Source organism: Mesorhizobium sp. B2-7-3 (genome assembly GCF_006440715.1).
In the GTDB taxonomy this organism is placed as follows: Bacteria; Pseudomonadota; Alphaproteobacteria; order Rhizobiales; family Rhizobiaceae; genus Mesorhizobium; species Mesorhizobium australicum.
Genome location: NZ_VFTY01000002.1, coordinates 665,938 through 686,920, shown reverse-complemented (window position 1 = coordinate 686,920; position 20,983 = coordinate 665,938). Strand labels below are relative to the sequence as shown.

General features: G+C 63.5%; 26 protein-coding genes. 14 read left to right on the top strand and 12 right to left on the bottom strand.

The window, feature by feature from the left end; all coding sequences use genetic code 11:
• Positions 1–87 precede the first annotated feature (87 nt).
• Positions 88–564: an NUDIX hydrolase gene (locus tag FJW04_RS07355; protein WP_140713235.1), complete on the top strand. Its 477-nt coding sequence runs from the start codon at positions 88–90 to the stop codon at positions 562–564.
• A gap of 3 nt (positions 565–567) precedes the next feature.
• On the opposite strand, the gene FJW04_RS07350 is transcribed toward FJW04_RS07355, so the two are convergent.
• From FJW04_RS07350 to FJW04_RS07330, 5 genes are all read right to left on the bottom strand, one after another.
• Positions 568–1,419 (bottom strand): citryl-CoA lyase, encoded by an 852-nt coding sequence (locus tag FJW04_RS07350; RefSeq protein ID WP_140618843.1) that lies wholly within the window; start codon positions 1,417–1,419, stop codon positions 568–570.
• On the bottom strand, positions 1,416–2,600 hold the full coding sequence (locus tag FJW04_RS07345) for a CoA transferase (protein WP_140713233.1): 1,185 nt from the start codon (positions 2,598–2,600) through the stop codon (positions 1,416–1,418). The genes FJW04_RS07350 and FJW04_RS07345 overlap by 4 nt, the downstream gene beginning before the upstream one ends.
• A 15-nt stretch (positions 2,601–2,615) precedes the next feature.
• Positions 2,616–4,139 (bottom strand): tripartite tricarboxylate transporter permease, encoded by a 1,524-nt coding sequence (locus FJW04_RS07340; RefSeq protein ID WP_140618847.1) that lies wholly within the window; start codon positions 4,137–4,139, stop codon positions 2,616–2,618.
• 4 nt (positions 4,140–4,143) lie between these two features.
• Positions 4,144–4,680, bottom strand: a complete 537-nt coding sequence (locus FJW04_RS07335) for a tripartite tricarboxylate transporter TctB family protein (RefSeq protein WP_015315737.1) — start codon at positions 4,678–4,680, stop codon at positions 4,144–4,146.
• A 151-nt stretch (positions 4,681–4,831) separates the two neighbouring features.
• Positions 4,832–5,809: a tripartite tricarboxylate transporter substrate-binding protein gene (locus FJW04_RS07330; protein ID WP_015315736.1), complete on the bottom strand. Its 978-nt coding sequence runs from the start codon at positions 5,807–5,809 to the stop codon at positions 4,832–4,834.
• Positions 5,810–5,993: 184 nt separating this feature from the next.
• Here FJW04_RS07330 and FJW04_RS07325 point away from each other — a divergent pair, with 184 nt between their 5' ends.
• Positions 5,994–6,764 carry an IclR family transcriptional regulator gene (locus tag FJW04_RS07325; protein ID WP_140618848.1) on the top strand — a complete coding sequence of 257 codons (771 nt, stop codon included), beginning with the start codon at positions 5,994–5,996 and terminating at the stop codon, positions 6,762–6,764.
• Between the two features lie 175 nt (positions 6,765–6,939).
• On the opposite strand, the gene FJW04_RS07320 is transcribed toward FJW04_RS07325, so the two are convergent.
• From FJW04_RS07320 to nth, 3 genes are all read right to left on the bottom strand, one after another.
• Positions 6,940–7,473: a GNAT family N-acetyltransferase gene (locus tag FJW04_RS07320; protein WP_140713231.1), complete on the bottom strand. Its 534-nt coding sequence runs from the start codon at positions 7,471–7,473 to the stop codon at positions 6,940–6,942.
• A 109-nt stretch (positions 7,474–7,582) separates the two neighbouring features.
• Entirely contained in the window at positions 7,583–7,687 is a 105-nt protein-coding gene (locus tag FJW04_RS07315; protein WP_140619009.1) for a YdeI/OmpD-associated family protein, read from the bottom strand.
• A gap of 74 nt (positions 7,688–7,761) precedes the next feature.
• Entirely contained in the window at positions 7,762–8,574 is an 813-nt protein-coding gene (gene nth, locus FJW04_RS07310) for an endonuclease III (protein ID WP_140713229.1), read from the bottom strand.
• 22 nt (positions 8,575–8,596) lie between these two features.
• Between nth and FJW04_RS07305 the strand changes: the two genes are divergently transcribed.
• The 10 genes from FJW04_RS07305 (at position 8,597) to FJW04_RS07260 (ending at position 15,814) form a co-directional block, all read left to right on the top strand.
• Entirely contained in the window at positions 8,597–9,091 is a 495-nt protein-coding gene (locus FJW04_RS07305) for a DUF2244 domain-containing protein (RefSeq protein ID WP_140713227.1), read from the top strand.
• Between the two features lie 201 nt (positions 9,092–9,292).
• Positions 9,293–10,171, top strand: coding sequence for a bifunctional helix-turn-helix domain-containing protein/methylated-DNA--[protein]-cysteine S-methyltransferase (locus FJW04_RS07300; protein WP_140713225.1), 879 nt, complete (start codon positions 9,293–9,295; stop codon positions 10,169–10,171).
• A 222-nt stretch (positions 10,172–10,393) separates the two neighbouring features.
• A complete protein-coding gene (locus FJW04_RS07295) occupies positions 10,394–10,864 on the top strand; it encodes a hypothetical protein (RefSeq protein WP_015315729.1) in 471 nt (156 codons plus the stop codon).
• Between the two features lie 20 nt (positions 10,865–10,884).
• Entirely contained in the window at positions 10,885–11,277 is a 393-nt protein-coding gene (locus FJW04_RS07290) for a hypothetical protein (protein ID WP_140661715.1), read from the top strand.
• Positions 11,244–11,762 carry a hypothetical protein gene (locus tag FJW04_RS07285; RefSeq protein ID WP_015315727.1) on the top strand — a complete coding sequence of 173 codons (519 nt, stop codon included), beginning with the start codon at positions 11,244–11,246 and terminating at the stop codon, positions 11,760–11,762. The genes FJW04_RS07290 and FJW04_RS07285 overlap by 34 nt, the downstream gene beginning before the upstream one ends.
• Positions 11,737–12,219, top strand: a complete 483-nt coding sequence (locus FJW04_RS07280) for a hypothetical protein (protein ID WP_140713223.1) — start codon at positions 11,737–11,739, stop codon at positions 12,217–12,219. The genes FJW04_RS07285 and FJW04_RS07280 overlap by 26 nt, the downstream gene beginning before the upstream one ends.
• Before the next feature lie 86 nt (positions 12,220–12,305).
• A complete protein-coding gene (locus FJW04_RS07275) occupies positions 12,306–13,211 on the top strand; it encodes a ribokinase (protein WP_140713220.1) in 906 nt (301 codons plus the stop codon).
• A 1-nt stretch (position 13,212) separates the two neighbouring features.
• Entirely contained in the window at positions 13,213–14,658 is a 1,446-nt protein-coding gene (locus FJW04_RS07270) for an amidase (protein WP_140713218.1), read from the top strand.
• 90 nt (positions 14,659–14,748) lie between these two features.
• A complete protein-coding gene (locus FJW04_RS07265) occupies positions 14,749–15,363 on the top strand; it encodes a LysE family translocator (RefSeq protein WP_015315723.1) in 615 nt (204 codons plus the stop codon).
• A gap of 175 nt (positions 15,364–15,538) precedes the next feature.
• Positions 15,539–15,814 carry a hypothetical protein gene (locus FJW04_RS07260; RefSeq protein ID WP_246673752.1) on the top strand — a complete coding sequence of 92 codons (276 nt, stop codon included), beginning with the start codon at positions 15,539–15,541 and terminating at the stop codon, positions 15,812–15,814.
• A 66-nt stretch (positions 15,815–15,880) separates the two neighbouring features.
• Here FJW04_RS07260 and FJW04_RS07255 read toward each other — a convergent pair whose 3' ends face one another.
• Complete coding sequence (locus FJW04_RS07255; protein ID WP_140713214.1) at positions 15,881–16,822, bottom strand: nucleoside hydrolase; 942 nt, start codon at positions 16,820–16,822, stop codon at positions 15,881–15,883.
• 335 nt (positions 16,823–17,157) lie between these two features.
• Between FJW04_RS07255 and FJW04_RS07250 the strand changes: the two genes are divergently transcribed.
• Together FJW04_RS07250 and FJW04_RS07245 are read left to right on the top strand one after the other, a co-directional pair.
• Positions 17,158–17,583: an Hsp20 family protein gene (locus FJW04_RS07250; RefSeq protein ID WP_023760739.1), complete on the top strand. Its 426-nt coding sequence runs from the start codon at positions 17,158–17,160 to the stop codon at positions 17,581–17,583.
• Between the two features lie 64 nt (positions 17,584–17,647).
• Positions 17,648–17,905 carry a DUF1150 family protein gene (locus tag FJW04_RS07245; protein WP_015315721.1) on the top strand — a complete coding sequence of 86 codons (258 nt, stop codon included), beginning with the start codon at positions 17,648–17,650 and terminating at the stop codon, positions 17,903–17,905.
• A gap of 69 nt (positions 17,906–17,974) precedes the next feature.
• Here FJW04_RS07245 and ptsN read toward each other — a convergent pair whose 3' ends face one another.
• The 3 genes from ptsN to rpoN all read right to left on the bottom strand — a co-directional run bounded on the left by ptsN (position 17,975) and on the right by rpoN (position 20,869).
• Positions 17,975–18,439 (bottom strand): PTS IIA-like nitrogen regulatory protein PtsN, encoded by a 465-nt coding sequence (ptsN, locus tag FJW04_RS07240; protein ID WP_015315720.1) that lies wholly within the window; start codon positions 18,437–18,439, stop codon positions 17,975–17,977.
• Between the two features lie 57 nt (positions 18,440–18,496).
• Positions 18,497–19,081 carry a ribosome-associated translation inhibitor RaiA gene (gene raiA / locus FJW04_RS07235; protein ID WP_015315719.1) on the bottom strand — a complete coding sequence of 195 codons (585 nt, stop codon included), beginning with the start codon at positions 19,079–19,081 and terminating at the stop codon, positions 18,497–18,499.
• A 264-nt stretch (positions 19,082–19,345) separates the two neighbouring features.
• The gene (gene rpoN, locus FJW04_RS07230) at positions 19,346–20,869 is read right to left on the bottom strand and encodes an RNA polymerase factor sigma-54 (RefSeq protein ID WP_140713212.1); all 1,524 of its coding nucleotides are present in this window, start codon (positions 20,867–20,869) and stop codon (positions 19,346–19,348) included.
• Between the last annotated feature and the right edge of the window lie 114 nt (positions 20,870–20,983).

The following is a 20,983-nucleotide window of genomic DNA, read 5'->3' as shown; positions in this document are numbered from 1 at the left end:
GGGCACTTCAGGTGCCCCTGCGGCAGTTTGGATTTTGCAAAGGCGTCGCAGCACGCTAAGGGGCATTGCAGCGACTGGATTATCGAGATGGCAGCCACCAAGAAAAAGGCCGTACGCCAAGCCAAGAAAGGCGAGAGGATCCGCCAGGTGGCGGCGATCCCCTTCCGGCTGAACGCGCATGGCGGCATCGAGGTGATGCTGGTCACATCGAGAACCACGAGACGCTTCATCGTGCCCAAGGGATGGCCGATGAAAGGCAAGAGCGGACGCAAGGCAGCCACCATCGAGGCACTGGAGGAAGCCGGCGTGCTCGGCAAGACGCTGAAGCAGCCGGCGGGCACCTATTCCTACTGGAAACGCTTGGCCAACCGCTTTGTCCGCGTCGACGTCGTCGTGTTTCTGCTGGAAGTGACGGAAGAGCTTGCCGATTGGCAGGAAGCCAAGCGGCGGCAGCGGGCCTGGCTGGCGCCGGCCGACGCCGCGATGCTCATCGACGAGCCTGATCTCTCGACGCTGGTGAACACCTTGAAGCTTCCCGGGCCCGCGCCGCTCGAGCAGGCATAAGCCTCAATTGTCCGCGCCCTCATCTTCAGGAAGCGGCCGTGCCGGCGGGCCGCTATAGGCCCACAGCCATTCGCGCGGCAGCGGCCCCTTGTTGCGCTCGGACTGCTGAGATTGCTCCCAGGCATGCGCCAGGATGCCGACGGAACGCGACAGCACGAAGAGTCCGCGCGTCAGCGGCGGCGGAAAGCCGAGCTCGCCATAGATGACGGCGGTGGCGCCATCGATGTTGAGCGGGATTTTTTTGCCCTTGCGCCGCGCGACGTCGGCCTCGATCGCCTCGGCAATGTCGGCAAAGCGGCCGTTGACCACGCCACGCGCGGCAAAATCTCTGACCAGTTCCAGCAGGCGCGGCGCGCGCGGATCGACAGGATGGAAGCGATGGCCAAGCCCCGGCACATAGCCCTTCTCCTGCCCGAAGAACCGGTCGAGACGTGTCGAAACCGCTTCGTTGAGGCCCATGCCGCCATCAAGCGCCACGGCAATATCGCCATAGAAGGAAAGCGCCTGCTCGCCGGCGCCACCATGCACGTCGCCCAGCACGTTGATGGCCGAGGCCATGGCGCTGTTGATGCCGACGCCACAGGTGGCCGCCATGCGGGCGATGGCGATCGACGGCGCCTGTGGCCCGTGGTCGACGGCCGCTCCCAAGGCAATGCCGAGCAGTGCCGCCTCGTCTTCGCTGGGCAATTCGCCACGCAGCATCAGCCAGATGACAGCCGGGAAGCTGACGCGGCCGATCAGGTCCTGGATCTCGTAGCCGCGCAGCCGGATCACACCGGGGCTCATCTCGATGATGCCGGTCTGCCACCATTCCTCGCCGCGCGCGCGGCCTGTTTTCTTCTCCACGCCGCTCATGTCAGGGCCTTTGCCTTGGCGCGCGGCGGCAGGCCGGCGAACACCTCGTCCATGTGCTCGCCCAGCACAGGCGGCGGCCGCGTCGGCAACGGTGCCGTACCGTCTACCATGAACCCGCCGCGCAGGACGGTCAGCGGCCCATCCATGCCAGCCACATCCTCGAAACGAGCCGTCACCTGGCGTTCGAGCACTTGTGGTTCGGTCAGCACTTGCGGGATCGTCAGTACCCGGCCCGCCGGCACGCCGGCTCGGTTGAGCGTCTCTTCCCAAATTGCCGCCGGATCGCTTGCCAGAGCATCCTCGATCTCGACCTTGAGCGCGGCACGGTTCTGCTTGCGGGTCTCGCGCTCGGCAAAGCGCGGGTCCGACGCCAGTTCCGGCCGTCCGATCAGCCGGCACAGCGTCACGAACTGCTCCTGCTTGTTGGCGGCGATGTTGATGAGCCCGTCGCCGGTGCGGAAGGCGCCGGAGGGAGCCGCCGTCATGTTCTCATTGCCCATCGGCTTGGGATCGACCCCTGCCGTCAGGTAATTGGAAACAGGCCAGCCAAGCGCGGAAAGCGTGCATTCGAGCATCGACACGTCGAGGAACGCGCCCTCGCCCGATGTCTTCTGCCTGACCAGCGCCGCGGCGATCGAGAACGCGCCGACCAAGCCCCCCAGCGTATCGGCGACGGGATAGCCGACGCGCAGCGGCGCGGTTTCCGGCGTGCCGGTTATGCTCATGATCCCGGAAAGACCCTGGATGATCTGGTCATAGGCCGGGTTGTCGCGCATCGGCCCGCTCTGCCCGAAACCCGATATCGCGCAATAGACGAGGCCCGGGCGGACCGCCCTCAGCATCTCGTAGTCAAGCCCGAGGCGTTTCATCACGCCGGGCCGAAAATTCTCCACCAGCGCATCGGCGCTGGCGACCAGGTCCAGGAAGCGCCCGCGATCCGTGTCCTTCTTGAGGTCGAGCATGACCGATCGTTTGCCGGCGTTCTGGGCCAGGAAGGATGCGCCCATGCCGGCATTGTTGAGCTTTGGAGAGCCGCCGAGCTGGCGCGCCAGATCGCCGCCTTGCGGCCCCTCGACCTTGATCACGTCGGCTCCCAGCAAGGCCAGCTGATAGGCACAGTAAGGCCCGGCGAGCACATTGGTCAGGTCGAGGACGCGGATACCGGAAAGCAAGTCTGTCATATCTTTTCAGATCGCTCAGGCATCGCCCGGCACATGTTCGGGACCGCGCCGCCGCCGGTTTTCGATGAAGGCCCAGACATGCGGCCCGACCAGGCCGATGAAGGCGAGCGTCAGCAGGGTCAGCGACAACGGATGCTTGTAGAACACCGACCAGTCGCCGTTCGAGATGGTCATCGCCCGGCGGAACTGGGTTTCGGCGAGCGGTCCCAGGATCATGCCGATGATGACGGGCGCGGTCGGAAAATCGAACCGCCGCATCAGGAAGCCCGCGGCGCCCAGGAGATAGAGGATGACGAGATCGATCGGCGACTGCGAGATGCCATAGGTACCAACAGTGGCGAACACCAGGATCCCGGCATAAAGCTGCGGCGCGGGAATTTTCAGCAGCCGCACCCACAGGCCGATCAGCGGCAGGTTGAGGATAACCAGGATGACATTGGCGATGAACAGGCTGGCGATCAGGCCCCAGACAAGGTCGGCCTGTGTCGTCAGGAGCAACGGCCCCGGGTTGATGCCGTAGCTCTGGAAGGCCGACAGCATGATCGCCGCCGTCGCCGAGGTCGGCAGCCCAAGCGTCAGCATCGGCACCAGCACGCCGGCGGCGGACGCGTTGTTGGCGGCTTCCGGCCCTGCAACGCCTTCGATGGCGCCGACCGTACCGAACTCCTGCTTGTGCTTCGACAGTTTCTTTTCGATGGCATAGGACAGGAAGGTCGGGATCTCGGCGCCGCCGGCCGGCATGGCGCCGATCGGAAAGCCGATCGCCGCTCCCCGCAGCCAGGCCTTCCACGAACGCCCCCATTCGGCCGCCGTCATGTAGAGCGAGCCTTTCAGCGGCACGATCTCGTCTTTGCCGGCATAGCGGCGCGAGGCCATGTAGAGCGTCTCGCCAACCGCGAACAGGCCGACGGCGGCGATGATGACGTCGACGCCGTCGAGCAATTCGGTCATGCCGAAAGTAAAGCGCGGCTGGCCCGTCTGCAGATCGACGCCGATCATCCCGATTACAAAGCCGGCAAACAGGCTGGTCAGGCCTCGCACAGACGACGACCCAAGCACCGCCGAAACAGTGATGAATGCCAGCACCATCAGCGAGAAATACTCCGCCGGGCCGAAGGCCAGCGCGAACTTGACCACTATAGGCGCCAGGAAGGCGACGCCCAGCGTGCCGAGTGTGCCGGCGACGAAAGAGCCGATCGCCGAGGTGGCGAGTGCTGCGCCGCCGCGGCCGGAGCGGGCCATCTTGTTGCCTTCCAGCGCCGTCACGATGGTTGCGCTCTCGCCGGGCGTGTTGAGAAGGATCGACGTCGTCGAGCCGCCATACATGGCGCCGTAATAGATACCGGCGAACAGGATGAAGGACGCCTCCGGCGCCACCTGATAGGTGATCGGCAAGAGCAGCGCGATGGTCAGTGCTGGCCCAAGGCCAGGCAGCACGCCGATGGCGGTGCCAAGCGTCGTGCCGAGCAGGCACCACAAAAGATTGGTCGGGCTGAAAGCGACCGCGAAACCGTGTGCGAGATGGCCGAGCGTATCCATGGCGTCAGCCTCCCAGCGTGCTGGTGAACGCGTCGATCACCATGTTCAGCTGGTTCTCGACGACACCAGCGCCGATGTTGACGCCGAGCGCCTTGGCAAAGCCGAAATAAGCAGCCAGCGCCAGCACCAGGCCGGTGAGCACATCGCGCAGCGTATGCCTGCTGCCGAAGCCGTAGCAGACGAGAACGAACATGATGACCGACGCGGCGGTGAAACCGAGCGGCTGGATGAGCACAAGATTGGCCAGCAGACCGATGACGACGAAGCCCATCGCCTTCCAGTCGGTCGGCGTTTCCTTTTCCTCCTCCGGCTGCCAGCCGCCGCGAAGCGCGGCGAGGATGAGCAGCAGGGAAAGCACAATCAGGCCGACCATGGTCAGATAGGGAAAGACGGTCGGACCAACCTTGGAATAGAGCGGCGAGACCGGGATCGCCAGCGTCTGCCAGGCGACGGCCCCGGCGCAGGCCAGGAGGCCGACGCCGATCAACAATTCCGGTACGGCAAGTCGCGGCGGCACTGCCTGCTGGTCGGTGGTGCTCATGAATGTCCTCCCCGCTATGGATGGCCACGATCTGGTGGCCAAAACAGCCGCCTCCAGCAGCCGGCTTCGTCGTACCTTCACGCTGCATGGCCGCATGCGATCGATGCGTCGAGAAAAGGAGGAGGCGGCACGAGCCGCCCCCTTGGGGAAATCAGGCGAGACCGAGATCCTTGAGGATGGCCTCGATGCGAGCCGAATCCTCAGTGACGAATTTGGCATAGTCGTCGCCGGTGAGCAGGATGGACGTCCAGTTGCGGTTCTTGCATTCGGTCGCCCATGCATCGCTCTTGGCCATGGCTTCGACCAGCGTGATCATGGCCGCCTTGTCGGCGTCGGAAATGCCGGGCGGCGCGAAGACGCCGCGCCAGTTGAACAGTTCCACATCGATACCGGCTTCCTTGAGCGTCGGCGCGTCGATGCCGTCCTGGCGCTTGTCGGCCGAAATGGCGAGCAGCCTGAGCGCGCCCGCCTTGACTTGCTCGGAGAACTCGCCGAAGCCGGAAATGCCGGCCGCCACCTGGTTGCCGAGCAATGCCGACAGAGCTTCGCCGCCGCCCGCGAACGGTACATAGGAGAGGCTGGGAGCCGGAACGCCGACCGTCTTGGCGATCAGGCCGAACAGGATGTGGTCGGAGCCACCGGCCGAGCCGCCCGCGACAGGAACCTTCGTCGGATCGGCCTTCAGTGCCGCGACGAAATCGGCGGCCGTCTTGAACGGCGAGTCCGCCGGCACCACCAGCGCCTCGAACTCTCCGGTGAGACGGGCGATGGGCGTGACTTGGGTCAGGTTGTTGGCCGCCTTGTTGGCGATGATGGCGCCCACCATGACCATGCCCGCGACCATGAGCGCATTGCCTTTGCCGCTCCACTGATTGATGAACTGCGGCAACCCTACCGTTCCGCCGGCACCACCGACATTGGTGATCTGCGAGCCGGAGATGAGCTTCTCGCCGCGCAGCACCTGATCCATCGTGCGCGCCGTCTGGTCCCAGCCGCCGCCGGGCGCCGCCGGCACGAAGATCTGGACTTGAGGCGCACCTTCGGCGAAGGCGGGTGAGAAATGCGATGCCACCAGCCCGGCCGCGCCAGCCGCCGCCGTACTCATCAAAAATCTGCGTCTGTTCAGCATGGGATTCCTCCAGATCACGACACCTCCTCCGGTGCCTGCCAAAACGCGCCTGTTCACAGACCCGTGATCAAGTTCAAGCAGATTTTACCTTGTTCCGTCAACAGGAACGACATTCTACTGGACAGAACGGTCCGGTGGCGCGACAGAGTGGTTCCGCTCGGGCTTCACCGAATTGGGAACCGCAATGGACTTACCAGGCAACTCGGCTGATGCGGAAATCCGGCGTACCTCCGTCGAAGGTGTTGCGGCACTCGACCGGGCGATCGCCATCCTGGATGCCTTCAGCACGGCCGACCGCTCGCTAAGTCTTGCTGAAATCGCGATGCGCACCGGTCTTTACAAAAGCACGATCCTGCGGCTCGCCAATTCGCTGTTGCGCGGGCAACTGCTCGAGCGCCTGGACGATGGGCGCTATCGCGTCGGACCCGCCGCCTTTCGGCTGGGCGCGCTTTACCAGCGTTCGGTGGTGGCGGTGGACATCCTGTTGCCGATCATGCGCGATCTCTCCGAACGAAGTTGGGAGAGTGTTGCCTTCTACGTCCGCTCGGGAGACGTGCGCACCTGTCTTTACCGGGTCGAATCCAAGCATCCGATCCGCTACACGATACGCGAAGGCGACGTATTGCCTCTGCTGGCTGGTTCGGGCGGGCGCGTGCTGGCGGCGTTTTCGGGACAGCAGGGCGAACCCTACGAAACCATCCGCAAAACGTGCAATTGTCTCGCTGTGGGTGACCGCGACCCCGAAACGGCAGGCGTCTCGGCGCCGGTTTTCGGGCCGGGACACGCGCTGCTTGGCGCCTTGACGCTGGCTGGTCCAAGCACGCGCGTCGACGCTGCCTTCCTTGAGCGCATGAAGCGCCCGCTGCTCGAGGCGGCGGCCCGCGCCACTCGCGCCTTCGGCGAGGATGCCTCCATGCTGGAGCAGGCGAGCCTCGCGACGGCGGCTTTGCCCTAGCTCCCGCGGTGATGGCGTCGGAAAGGCCTCCAACCTCCGTTCGCCGCCCATGTAGGGAAGCTGCCCCCAAGGCCGGCTGCGGCAGGTCAAGGTGTGCAGCGGTTTTCCGTCCGGATTGCGCGTTTGTAGCGCCTGGCCGGGTGATTGTCGGCGCCCTCGCCTCGCCTGACACCCCTCAGGGCAGCCGCTCCAGCAGCATGGTCGGCGCATCATGATAGAGGGTCTGCGTCAGCTCGATATAGCCGCACTTCCTGGCGACGTTCAGCGAAGCCGAATTTTCGGGATCGATGATGCAGACGGTTCTGGCACCTCCGAACGTCTCGTCGCCCCAGCCATGCACGCGCCTGACGATCTCCGTGGCAAGACCGGCGCCGTGCGCGGCCGGTGCGAGCGCCCACCCCGCCTCGGGAATGCCTTCGATCGACGGCTCCATGTCGCGCTTCAGATCGTGGAACCCGGCCTCACCGATGAAACGGCCGGTCGCTTTCTCCTCGATGGCCCAGAAGCCGTAGCCAAGCAGCGACCACAGGCCGGCATGGCGCAGGAAGCGCATCCAGCTTTCCTCACGCGTGCGCGGCTTGCCGCCGATGAAACGGGTGACGACGGGGTCGGCCCACATGGCGGTATAGGCGTCGAAATCCTTCAGTTGGTGCGCCCTTAGAATGGTTCGCTGGGTCTCGATGACCGGAACACCGTGCGGATTTTTCATGACGATATGCCTCGCTGATCCTCAGCGCTTAGCAAATCGCTGGTGCGGGGCAAGGGCCAGGGGGATACGCGCCATCATCCAGGGAAGGCCTAGTAATCGAAGCAGAACTTCAGCCGTGCCAAACCATATTCATGTAGACACCGCCACACTGCAATTCATCCAGCATCTGGTCGAGCCGCTTTCGCCTGGTGTCCGGACGCTTGGCGCGGCCGATCCAGCCGAGATAGTCGTTCTTCTGATAGTCCGGCCGAGCCTGATCCCGGTGTTCGCGGCGGCGATGGCGCGCGGCTACGGCGCCTGATCTTCGGCGGCGACAGTTTCAAGCGGGGCGATCGGCACCAGGGGCGCCGGAATGCTGGTCGTCTTCACCTCTGCCTTGCAAATATCGGCAATGACGCAGGCCGGGCAATCCGGCTTGCGCGCCTTGCAGACATAGCGTCCGTGCAGGATCAGCCAGTGATGCGCATGGCGCATATATTCGTCCGGGATGATCTTCAACAATCCCTGCTCTACCTGTTCCGGCGTCTTGCCGGGCGCCAGGCCAAGCCGGTTGCCGATGCGCAAGATATGCGTGTCGACCGCCATCGTATGCTGGCCGAAGGCCATGTTGAGCACGACATTGGCGGTCTTGCGCCCGACACCGGGCAAATTGACCAGTTCATCGCGGTCATCCGGCACCTCGCCGCCATGGTCGCGGATCAGCGCCTGCGATAGGGCGATGACGTTCTTGGCCTTGTTGCGCCAGAGACCGATGGTCCTGATATGGTCGCCGACCTTGGTTTCACCGAGCGCCAGCATCTTTTGCGGCGTGTCCGCAACCTTGAACAGAGCCCGCGTTGCCTTGTTGACACCGGCATCGGTCGCTTGCGCCGAAAGCACCACCGCCACCAGCAGCGTGAAGGCATTGACGTGTTCGAGTTCGCCCCTCGGCTCCGGCCGCTGCACCGAAAAACGCCGGAAAATCTCATGCACTTCAGCCGGGCTGTAGCGGGACGCACGCCGCGCCGGCCGAGGGCACGGCTTGGCATTGGAGCCATCACGGCGTCCGGCCGGCAGCTCTTTTTCGGGCATGGAAGACTCATTGGACTTGGGACGCGCCATTTCCCTCCTATAATAGTCTGCCATGAGTGACACAAACGCCTCGTTTCAGGCTGACGAGCCCTTCTTTCATGCATTGCTGACCCCGCACCGGTCGCTGGGCAGGACGGGCTTCCTGATCCTGATGGGCGCACTGATGTTCGGCTGGTTGGTGACGGGTGCGTTTTTCCTGTCGCGCGGTGCCTGGCCGGTGTTCGGCTTCTTCGGCCTCGACGTGGTGGCCGTCTACATCGCCTTCCGCGTCAATTACCGGGCTGCACGCGCCCGCGAGGAAGTGTCGGTCTCACGCACCAGCCTCGACATTCGCAAGACGGCCCCCTCGGGAAAGTCGGAAGCGCATCGCTTCAATCCGTTCTGGGTACGGTTTTCGATCGCCCGGCACGCCGAGATCGGCATCATCAGAATGACCGTGGAGGCACAAGGCCAGAACGTGCCGATCGGCGGCTTCCTCGACCCCGATTCGCGCGAGAGCTTCGCCACCGCCTTCTCGCGCGCGCTGGCGACCGCCAAGGCGCGCTAAAAGCAATTCCAGGAAATTTCCGTTGGGAAAGCCTTGCCGTAGAGTGTCATGAGCAAGCTCTCTTTTGCCCCTGTCAGATGGACTTTTTCGCCAGCCATCAGCGGCTCCCTGGCTCGAATCTGGGCAAGTGCTGCAAGAAGGCAGGTTTCGGGTGGCGATCGGCGCCCCGAGGGGCGATATTCCAGCCCAAGGAGACAGTCCATGAGCACACACACGGCAGTCCTCAAGAAGGACATCACGCCTGAGGGCAGCGACTACGAAATCGTACGCCGCGCCATCGAAAAGATCAGTCTCGACTATCGCGACCAGCCATCGCTGGAAGAACTGGCCGAGGAGGTCGGCGAGACGCCGACCGGCTTGCAAAAACTCTTCACCCGCTGGGCCGGCCTGTCGCCCAAGGCTTTCCTGCAGGCGGTGACGCTGGATCATGCGCGCAGGCTGCTCGATTCCGGCATGCCTCTGCTCGAAACCTCCTTCGAACTGGGCATGTCCGGCCCCGGCCGGCTGCACGACCTGTTCGTCACCCATGAGGCGATGTCACCGGGCGACTACAAGACGCGCGGCGCCGGCCTCACCATCCGCTACGGCTATCACACCTCCCCGTTCGGCACTGCCCTGATCATGGCCACCGACCGCGGGCTTGCCGGCCTCGCCTTCTGCGACGCAGGCGAGGAACGCACCGCTTTTGCCGATATGTCAGGCCGCTGGCCGAACGCGCTCTATATCGAGGACAGGGAAGCGACGGGGCCCTATGCCGCGCGCATCTTCGAGCCGACGCTGTGGCGCGCCGATCAGCCGCTTCATGTCGTCATGATCGGGACCGACTTCCAAGTCCGCGTCTGGGAGGCGCTGCTCCAGATTCCGATGGGCAAGGCCCGTACCTATTCCTCGATCGCGGCCAGCATCGGTGCGCCGAGCGCCAGCCGCGCGGTCGGCGCCGCCAACGGCGCCAACCCGCTCTCCTTCGTGGTGCCTTGCCACCGCGCCATCGGCAAATCAGGCGATCTCACCGGCTATCACTGGGGCCTGACCCGCAAGCGCGCCATCCTCGGCTGGGAGGCGGGGCAGATTTCGTCGTGAAATGTCGATTTTTGCTTTCTGCCACAGAAAATATATGAGTATTTGGAAATACGCAGTATTATTGCGCTTGATTTTGGAACTTCTGGATACAACCGTGGACAACCGCCGGTTTCTTCACGAGCGTTATTTCGACATCTTATTTAAGTTTACGCTAAATTAACCACGATAAAGCGATGATGACCCATATTAATTCGGGCGATCCGACTTAATAGGAGAATCTCGATGAAGTTGTTCCGCACCGTGTTTGGTGCAGCCTTGCTGGTCACGTGCCTGGACCACGCGGCGATGGCCACAACGCAGAATGTCATCTTCAATGGCACGGTCACCGCGACCTGTACGCTTGTCGTCGGCACCAACGGCACCATGACGGTGAGCGCCGACCTTCAGTCGCTGAGCTCCCACAACAGCGGCGGTTCGGCTGGAACAGTCACGCTCACCACCACCGGAGGTGTTTCACTTAGCGTCGATCCGGTGACCCTCACCACCGTGCCCGCCGCCGACAGCACCGCCACCACCTGGACACCGACCTATTCGGCCAGCGGCGCCCACACGACCGCTGAAACGGGGGCCGCCACCGCCCTCGCTGTCCCCGGCGCCGACCTTGTCTCGGTCCATCTCGCTGGCACCAAGGGCGGCAGCAACCGCTTCGCCACCGGAAACTATCAGGCAACGGTAACACTGCGCTGCGAATAGCCTTCGCGAAGGAGGGGTCCTTGAAACATGCACGAATCCTGGCGACGGCGCTGGCCGTCGGCCTGCCGGCCATTGCCGCCAACGCCCAGTCGATGTCGCCGATGCGGGGTGAGGTCAACAGTTTCACCGACGCCTTCGCGGTCCGCGTGTTTCCCGCCAATCCCTACGGCCAGAAGATCAAGGTCGAAATCCACGTCTACGATCAGAATTTTCAGCCAGTGGATGCCAAGATCTCTCCGAGCGTTTTCCAACTGGGCTCGCAGGCTTCCCGTCCTGTCCTTGTGGTCGTGCCCTTCGGCGGCGCTGCCGAGCGTAAAGTGCGTATCTGTACCGAGAGCATCCCCTTTCCCAATCAACAGACGCAGATAAGGGCACAGATATGCGGAAAGTTTTTTGGGCACCGCAAGTCCTGACAGTCGCGTTTGCGGCAACCTGGGCAGGGATCTCGCCGGTTCTGGCCGAGGATGTCTACAACCTCAATCAGAATGAGAGCGGCTTCAACTTGCCCGGCGTGACCTTGCCCCAAGGGCAGGATGAGGTCCACGCTTCCGACGGAACCACCTGCCGGTCCGCCGTATCGGGCACCGGTGCCTATCTCGACCTGGGCGTCATCAGAGGCAACAATCAGGCGAACAACGACGTCGCCACCTACGGCCGCGTGGTGATTCCGATCGGGCGTACGCCGAAGCGCGTCGATTGCAGCCGCCTCTACGAGCTTGAGGTCGAGCGCCTGCAGCTGGAGCTGAAGCTCCTCAAGATGGGCCTGGGCGGGGACGGGCCGACCGCGAGCGTGGCCGCCAGCGCTCCCACGCCCGTGGCCGCGTCACCCGGATGGGCCAACGAAGGCTGGAGCATCAGAACCGGAAGCGGCGATGGCAAGAAAAAGAAGAAGAAATAGCAGCGCGCTGCTCGCGATGGCCGCGCTCGCCGGCTGCTGCCTTCCGGCGCAGGCCGCGATCATCGGCACCTGCAGCATCATGGTCGGGGCATCGGGCACGATGACCGCAAATCCGGCCATCGGCATACTGGGCTCCAAGCAGGCAGGCGGATCAAGCGCCAGCGCCACCGTGGTGGCAAGTTCCCTGCTGTGCTCGCTGCTCAATTTGCTGGACTGCTATTCGGTTTCAGCATCGGCGCCTGCCGCATTCTCGTCCGCGCCGAGCGGCGGCGGCACCAACGTGACCTTCGCCTCGGTCTTCCGCCTCGATGGCTCGGGGGTCGACAATAATGGGGGCGTGCCGCAAAGGGTCGCCAATGGCACCCACGCCATGCAGATCGACCTCACCGCCACCAAGTCGAGCGGTATCTTTCCCGCCGGCAACTATCAGGGCATCGTCACTGTGCTTTGTGAATGACGCGGCAAATCACGCTGGACCATTCGCGTGGTCTGGCATCGAACGGCTTGGCAGGATAGCTTCCGCGCATCAGCAGGAGGCATTTCTTGATTATCGTAGTCGGTTCGATCAACCTCGACCTTATCGCCAGTGTCGACCGCTTGCCGAGCCCCGGTGAGACGGTGAGCGGTTCCAGCTTCACGACGGCCCCCGGCGGCAAGGGCGCCAACCAGGCACTCGCCGCCGCGCGTGCCGGCGCTCAGGTGCGCATGGTCGGCGCCGTTGGCAAGGACAATTTCGCCCCCGAGGCACTGGCTTTGCTGCGCGAGGCCAAGGTCGACCTGTCGGGCGTGGGAGAGACCTTTGCCTCGACCGGCACGGCGCTGATCATGGTCGGCGATGACGGCGAAAACATTATCGCCGTGGTGCCCGGCGCCAACGCTTCCGTGGTGCCCGGCGACCTCTCCAAGGCTTTTCTGACAAAGGGCGACGTCGTGCTGCTGCAGCACGAGATTCCGCTCGCGACGGTCGATGCGGCCCTCGACCAGGCAAGGGTGGCCGGCGCGATCACTGTCCTCAACACGGCCCCTTTCCATGGCGGGGCAGCCGCCTTCCTCGGCAAGGCCGACTATGCGGTCGCGAACGAAACCGAATTCGACCTCTATGGCGAAGCCCTTGCCCTGAAAGGCCGCGATCGTGCAGCGCGCATGCGCGACTATGCCAGCAAGACTGGACGCATCATCGTCGTCACGCTCGGTGGCGACGGCGTGATGGCGGCAACGCCAAGCGAATTCCTGACCGTCCCTGCTTTGCAGATCACGCCGGTCGACACGGTCGGGGCCGGCGACACTTTCTGCGGCTATTTCGCCGCCGGCCTGTCGTCGGGCCTCACGCTCGAACAGGCATTGGCGCGTGCCGGCGCCGCCGGCTCGCTGGCTTGCCTTAAGCCCGGCGCCCAACCGGCGATCCCACTGGCCAAGGATGTCGACCAGGCGCTGCAAGAGGCCGGTTGAAATGATGCGTCCCCGCACGAAGCATGCCGTACCGGCGGCCGGCGACATCTGCCGCCTGTCAGCTGTCGAACTTGCCGGTGCGATCCGCCGGAAGAAGCTCTCCGTGCGCGAGGTGGTGACGGCGTTCCTCGATCGCATCGATGCGGTCAACCCGCTGGTCAACGCCATCGTCTCGTTGCGCGACCGTGCCGACATACTGCGCGAGGCCGATGCCGCCGATATCAGCCGGACCGATGACACCGGCGCGCTCTTTGGCCTACCCATCGCCATCAAGGACCTTGCCTCGACCACCGGCCTCAGGACCTCGTTCGGCTCGCCGATCTTCGCCGATTTCGTGCCGCGGGAAGACGATTTCTTCGTCGAACGCATCCGCGACGCCGGCGCCATCATCATCGGCAAGACCAACGTTCCCGAATTCGGGCTCGGCTCCAACACCTACAACAATGTTTTCGGGCCGACGCTGAACGCTTTCGATCCGGCGCTGACCGCCGGCGGCTCGAGCGGCGGAGCGGCGGTGGCGCTGGCGTTGGACATGGTGCCCATCGCCGATGGCAGCGACTTCGGCGGCTCGCTGCGCAACCCGGCGGCCTGGAACAACGTCTACGGTTTCCGGCCGTCACAGGGGCTCGTGCCCAGCGGTCCCGACTTCGAGGTCTTCCAGGCGCAGATGGGCGTCGAGGGGCCGATGGGCCGCAACGTCGCCGACATGGCGCTCTTGCTCGACGTGCAGGCCGGCTACCATCCGCAGGCGCCTCTCTCCTATGAGAAGCAAGGCTCCTTCCTCGAAGGCCTGGCGACGGCGGCGACCGGTGGCCGTATCGCCTGGCTCGGCGATCTCGGCGGCCATCTGCCGATCGAGCCCGGCATCCTCGACTTATGCGAGGCAGCACTCGCACGGTTCACGGATGTATCTTTCCTGACCGAGCCCTTGCGACCGGATTTCGATTTCGAGACACTCTGGCAGGCCTTCGTGACGCTGCGCCAGGCCAGCAGCGGCTGCGCCCTGAAAGTACACTATGACGACCCCGCCAGGCGTGGCCTGCTGAAGCCGGAAGCCGTATGGGAAGTGGAAAACGCGATGCGGCTGACGGCGCCGCAGATACGCGCGGCCTCGGTCGTCCGAACCTCCTGGTACCGCACGCTGCTGTCGATCTTCGACCGCTTCGACCTCATCGCGCTGCCGACTGCGCAGGTCTTTCCGTTCGATGTCGGCACCCATTGGCCGCGCGAGGTCGGGGGGCGGGCAATGGACAGCTATCATCGCTGGATGCAGGTTTCGGCCTTCGCCACCCTGGGCGGTTGCCCGGCGGTCAATGTTCCCGTCGGCTTCGACGACAGGGGCCGGCCGATGGGCATGCAGCTGGTCGGCAGGCCACGCGGCGACCTCGCCGTGCTGAAGGCTGCGGCTGCCTATGAGACGACGCTGCCCTGGCCCGCCGGAGCCTGAGCCAGACCGGCGCGCCGGCTTGCGTCGTCCTCGCCGTCATGCATTGATTGTTGCATGCTAGGCCGCGATGGCGGCATTGCGAGGAAAATCATGTCGCTGGAACTCTACGCCGCCTATGTTCTTGCCTGCATCGTGATCATCCTGGTGCCTGGGCCGACGGTGACCCTGATCATCGCCAACAGCATCCGCCACGGCTCCCGCGCCGGCCTCGCCAACGTCGTCGGCACGCAAGCCGGCCTTGCAGTCATGATCGCCATCGTCGGCATCGGCCTCAACACGCTGATTTCGGGCATGGGCCACTGGTTCGAGTGGGTCAGGCTGATCGGCGCGGCCTACCTGATCTGGATGGGCGTGCAGATGTTCCGCTCGAAGGGCACGCTGAACGCCGACGGAACCGCCCGCAAACCACGCGGCGGCTTCTTCCTGCAGGGCTTGGCCGTGGCGCTGAGCAATCCAAAGACGCTGATCTTCTTCGGCGCCTTCTTTCCGCAGTTCATCTCTCCCGCCGGCAACTACCCACTGCAGATCGTCATCATGGGCCTGACCGCCATGATCTTCGCCGCCATGTCGGACTCGACCTATGCGCTCGCCGCCGGCCGCGCCGGGCGCATGCTGTCGGCCAGCCGCATCAAGCTCCTGTCGCGGATCAGCGGCAGCTTCATGGTCGGCGGCGGCCTGTGGCTGGCGTTTTCGAAGGCGAAGTAAGCGCACTAGCCGTGGTCTGGACGGCACCTAGCTACGGTACCGCACAGCTGAGATTATATCGACCTGCGTCGAACGGTGCTGATTGAAAGTCAGACTTCTGGCCCACATGATTTGACGCCGGGGGTTCATGTCTATGTCTTGGACTTATTCTGATTGGAAAAGGAACGCGCCTGGCGTGATCCTCTTCGGCGGTTTGTTTGCGACAATGGTCATGCCGGCCCAAAACAGGTGGGTGAATGACGCAATCCCAATCCGGTCTGTTGATCCAATCGACGCTACGATCGAAGGCGTTTACTGGCACCGGACCAGTACGTCCCAATATGGATTGTTCCTGGAGAACAATGCCCTCGTTTTCGTTGACGCCGATAAACCGCGCCTGATCGGCTCCCATGTCAGACTTGAGCGTATCACCCGTGACAACGGCTTTGTCTTCTATCGGTTTGCGGAATAACCCAGGTCAACCTCGTCTCAGGGATCGCATGCTCCTGCTTCGTGTCGGTTGTTGAAGGAGGGCTGCCTAAAGCCGCCCCAGCCTCTCCACCAGCAGCGCGAAGAAACCATCGTGGTCGATGTCGCGCATCACCATGGCGTTCTTTTCCCTGGAGGTGACCCCCCACCAGTCGACCACGGTCATGCCCATGGTCAGTTCGGAGGCGGTTTCCACGGTGACGTTGCAATGGCGGCCTTTGAACAGGTCGGGCTTCAGGAGATAGGCGATGACGCAGGGGTCGTGCAGCGGCCCTCCATCCGTGCCGTATTTGCCTTCGTCATAGCGCTCGAAGAATTCCAACATCTCGGCGGCGGCGATGCCGACCTTGGTGCCGAGCTTGCGGAACGCCTCGATGCGCTTGGACGTGGTCAGCGCCTTGTGGGTGACATCGAGCGGCATCATCACGATCGGGATGCCGGACCGGAAGACGACGTCGGCGGCATGCGGATCGACATAGATGTTGAATTCGGCCGTGGGCGTGACGTTGCCGCCCTCGAAGAAGCCACCGCCCATCAGCACGATTTCCTTGATGCGCGGCGCAATCCGGGGCTCTCGGATCAGCGCCAGCGCAACATTGGTGAGCGGTCCGAGCGGGCAGAGCGTGATGGTGCCGCTCTCTTCCTTCATCAGCGTCTCGACGATGAAATCGACGGCATACTGGTCCTGCAGCTTCATTGTCGGTTCGGGCAAATCCGGTCCGTTCAAGCCGGTCTTGCCATGGACCTCCTCGGCCGTGACCAGTTCGCGCGCCAACGGACGGATGGCGCCGGCGTAGACCTTGATTTCGGGCCGGCCGGCCAGTTCGCAGATCTTGCGGGCGTTCTTTTCGGTGAGCTTCAGCGGCACGTTGCCGGCGACGGCCGATATGCCGACGATGTCCAGTTCAGGACTGCCAAGCGCCAGCAGAATGGCGATGGCGTCGTCCTGGCCGGGATCGGTGTCGATGATGATCTTGCGTGGTTGGGGCATTTCAATTCCTTGTTTGGCTGGCCATCAGCTCACCGGGCCGGTCCTGCGCCCGAAAGACGCCAACCGGCTGCAAAGCTGCTGAACCGCTTGACGGGGGACGGTTCCGGCCTGCGCGCTTCTCCTTGCATCCGCGCGTCGATTCAAGCGCCATGTCGATTATTCCTGTGAGTCCACGACCTGATCCTGGACTATTTCCGTGGGTCCGCGACATGGTCTCCTTGGGCGGGTCTTTTGGTGGCTTGAACTTGGTCGCGGGGCGGACCATATCAAGACCATCGGGAAAAATGCCATTTGGGTTTTTCCAGTTTATGTCGCTCTTGAGAGGACAGTGTAACATGAGCCGAATGACGCCTTTCTCCAGCCCGCTTCTCCTGGGTTTCGACGCCATGGAAAAGACCCTGGAGCGTCTGGCGAAGTCCGGTGACAGCTACCCTCCCTACAACATCGAGCGCCTGAGCGGTGCCGACGGCAAGACCGAAAGGCTGCGCATTACACTCGCCGTCGCCGGGTTCGCAGAAAGCGATCTCGATGTGACAACGGAGGAAAACCAGTTGGTCGTGCGCGGTCGCCAGACCGACGATACCGAGCGCGAATTCCTTCATCGCGGCATTGCCGCACGCCAGTTCCAGCGCTGCTTCGTGCTGGCCGACGGCATGCGTGTGATCGCGGCGGAGCTGAAGAACGGCCTTTTGTCGATCGACCTTGATCGGCCGGAGTCGGAACGGCTGGTACGGAAAATAAACATATCGGTGAAAGACTGATCTTTACCGATGGCTCTCATGCGGGATGGCCTTGAGCGGCGTCCTCGCGCCAAGGAGGCTTGAAATGACCAGAACTGACGAAACCATCACCATGACCAGCGGCGAATTCGCCCATCTCGGCGAAGGCTCTGTCGCCTATCTGCGCAAGGTCTCGAGCGACGAACTGCTCGGCCGCTTCCCCAACATCGGTGAAATCGCGCCCGGCATGGAGCTGTGGGCCCTGTTTGGGGCCAATGGCCAGCCGATCCTGCTTTCCGACGCGCGTGACCGCGCGCTGGCCGGCGCCATGGAAAACGACCTGACCACCGTCGCCATTCATTAAAGACAATTGGTTGGCTGAACTGAAAAGGGCCGCTCATGGCGGCCCTTGGTGCAATATTTAAAGATGGCTTCAGGCCGCGTGCGAGGCCTGCGTGTCCGACAAAAGCGCATGGATGGCCGCGGCGTCGCGCGTGCCCCTGACCTTGGCCACGGTGTCGGCGTCGCGCAGCACGCGCGCAATGCGCGACAGTGCCTTGAGATGATCGGCACCCGCCCCTTCGGGCGCCAGCAGCAGGAACACGAGATCGACCGGCTGGTCATCCAGCGATTCGAAATCGACCGGCGTCTCCAGCCGGGCGAAAACGCCGGCGATGCGCTTCACGCCGGCGAGCTTGCCGTGCGGGATGGCGATGCCGTTGCCGACGCCGGTCGAGCCCAGGCGCTCGCGCTGCAGGATGGTGTCGAACACCTCCCGTTCCGGAATGCCCGAAATCGTCGCTGCCCGCTCGGACAGCAATTGCAGTAGCTGCTTCTTGGAGTTCGCCTTCAACGCCGGCAAAATCGCCGGAACGCTGATAAGATCGCTCAGATCCATGCTTGAAAATCCTTGTTCGCCTGCCGCGCCAGTCCCCACCCCTCGTGCGGCTGGCTTTTATCCCTGTGCGACTTTGGTCGTGGACGGATCGATCCAGCCGATGTTTCCGTCGGGCCGGCGATAGACGATGTTGAGATGGTCGGTTCCGGCATTGCGGAAAACAAGCACGGGACTGTCCTTGGTATCGAGTTCGATGACGGCCGAGGCCACCGACATGGTCTTCAACGTCATGGTCGATTCGGCGACGATGGCCGGTGCGAAATCCTCCGGGATTTCCTCATCGTCATCGGCAAGCGGTGCCATCACCGTGTAAGCGATGTCGGTCAACTCGCCGTTGCCATTGCCTGAATTGTGCGATTTCAGACGGCGCTTGTAACGCCGGAGCCGGGTCTCCAACCGATCGGCCGCGGCCTCGAAGGCGAGTGTCGGGTCCTGGGCGTCGCCGGTGGCCTGCAGCGAGGCGCCGGAATCCAGCCGGATCATGCAATCCGCGGAATAGCGCGAGCCCGATTTGATGACGGTGACATGCCCCGCGAAGCCGCGATCGAAATATTTGCCGATCGCTTCACCGACACGATCGTTGATGCGTGTACGGAACGCATCGCCGATATCCATGTGCTTTCCCGAAATGCGCAGATTCATCTGAAAACTGACCTTCCTTGCTCAGGCTTCAAACTCGCCCGAGTTTATACTCGTGATCCGTGCGCACAAGCTTTGCGGCGTCACTCGCGCCGATTTAAATCCGAACTTTCCGGTTGATCACAAGCCGCCTTCTTGACCGTCCCGGGTCATTGTCGTGACGGACCATCCGCTAGCGGGCATCAAGCCCGTCTCATGCGGGCGGGCTTCTAGCCACTTCACCGTGGCTTGTCAATGAAACTTGAAAGCTGTGGAAATCGTGAACCCCTAGCGGCCGGCGCTGGCGAGCGCCCGTTTCTCGCGCCGGCGCTGTACCGACGAGGGAATATTCATGCCTTCCCGGTACTTGGCGACCGTGCGCCGGGCGATATCGACGCCGCTTTCCCTGAGCATGTCGACAATAGCATCGTCCGACAGCACGTCGACGGGCTTCTCCTCGTCGATCATTTGCTTGATGCGATCACGCACCGCTTCCGAGGAATGCGCATCGCCACCACCCGATGCCGCGATCGAGGCCGTGAAGAAATAGCGCAGCTCGAACACGCCGCGCGGGGTGAGCATGTATTTGTTGGCGGTCACCCGGCTGACCGTCGATTCGTGCATGCCGATGGCGTCTGCCACCGTGCGCAGGTTGAGTGGCTTCAGCTGGCGCACGCCATGGACCAGGAAGGCGTCCTGCTGGCGCACGATTTCCGAGGCCACTTTGAGGATCGTCTTGGCCCGTTGGTCGAGGCTCCGTGTCAGCCAGTTGGCGTTCTGCAGGCACTCGGCCAGGAAGTCCTTTTCCGCCTGGTTCTTCGCGTGCGGCGACACCTGGGCGAAATAGATGTGGTCGACCAGCACGCGCGGCAGCGTTTCGGCATTGAGTTCGACGGTCCAGCTACCGTCATTGGCCGCCCGCACCTCGACATCGGCGACGATCGCATCGCTGGCGCCGCCCGAAAACGCCATGCCCGGCCGCGGGTCGAGCGCCCGGATTTCGGCCAGCATGTCCAGCAAATCCTCCTCGTCGACGCCGCAGAGCCGCTTCAGCGTCTGGAAATCGCGGCGCGCCAGCAGTTCGAGATTGGCGACCAGGGCCTTCATGGCCGGATCGAGACGGTCACGCACGGCAAGCTGCAGCGAAAGGCATTCCGCGAGGTCGCGGGCAAACAGGCCGGCCGGCTCGAAGGTTTGGCACACCGCCAACACCTCGCCCACCGCCATCTCGTCGGTGCCAAGCCGCGCGGCGATCTCCGCCAGATCGGCCCTGACATAGCCGGTCTCGTCGAGCCCATCGGCAAGTTCTCCGGCGATCAGCCGCGCGACGGGATCGATGAAGGCGAGCGCGACTTGCTCGCCGACATGGTCGCGCAACGTGATCCCGCTCGCAGCCATGTCGCCGGCGTCGAGCCCCTCGGACGAGGAGCCTCCACTGCCCGAAGCCGATTTCCATTGCGCCGTCAGGTCGGGGCCCAACCGCTCGCTGGTGCCGGGATCGTCGGGAAACAGGTTTTCCAGCGACGTATCGAGCTTTTCCGAGATGGCCTCGGCACTCCATCCCGCCTCGTTCTCGAACCAGTCGCCATCGGCGGACGCTTGCGGCTCTACGTCGAGCTTCTGCGCCTGGTCGCTCGCGGCATCATCCTGCGGCTCGGCGCGCTCCAGAAGCGGGTTGCGCTCGATCTCCTCATCGATGAAGTGCTCTAACTCGGTATGGGTGAACTGCAGCAGCCGAATCGACTGCATCAGCTGCGGCGTCATCACCAGCGACTGCGACTGTCGGAGCTGTAGTTTGGCCGCCAATGCCATGGTTCGGTTTCAAACGCCTCCTCTACGCGTCCCCAACTTCCGGAAATTAATTTCACGGCCGGCCATAGAAACTGGCCCGGCTTTTGCTTGTCAAGGCAAAGCCTAGCAAAACCC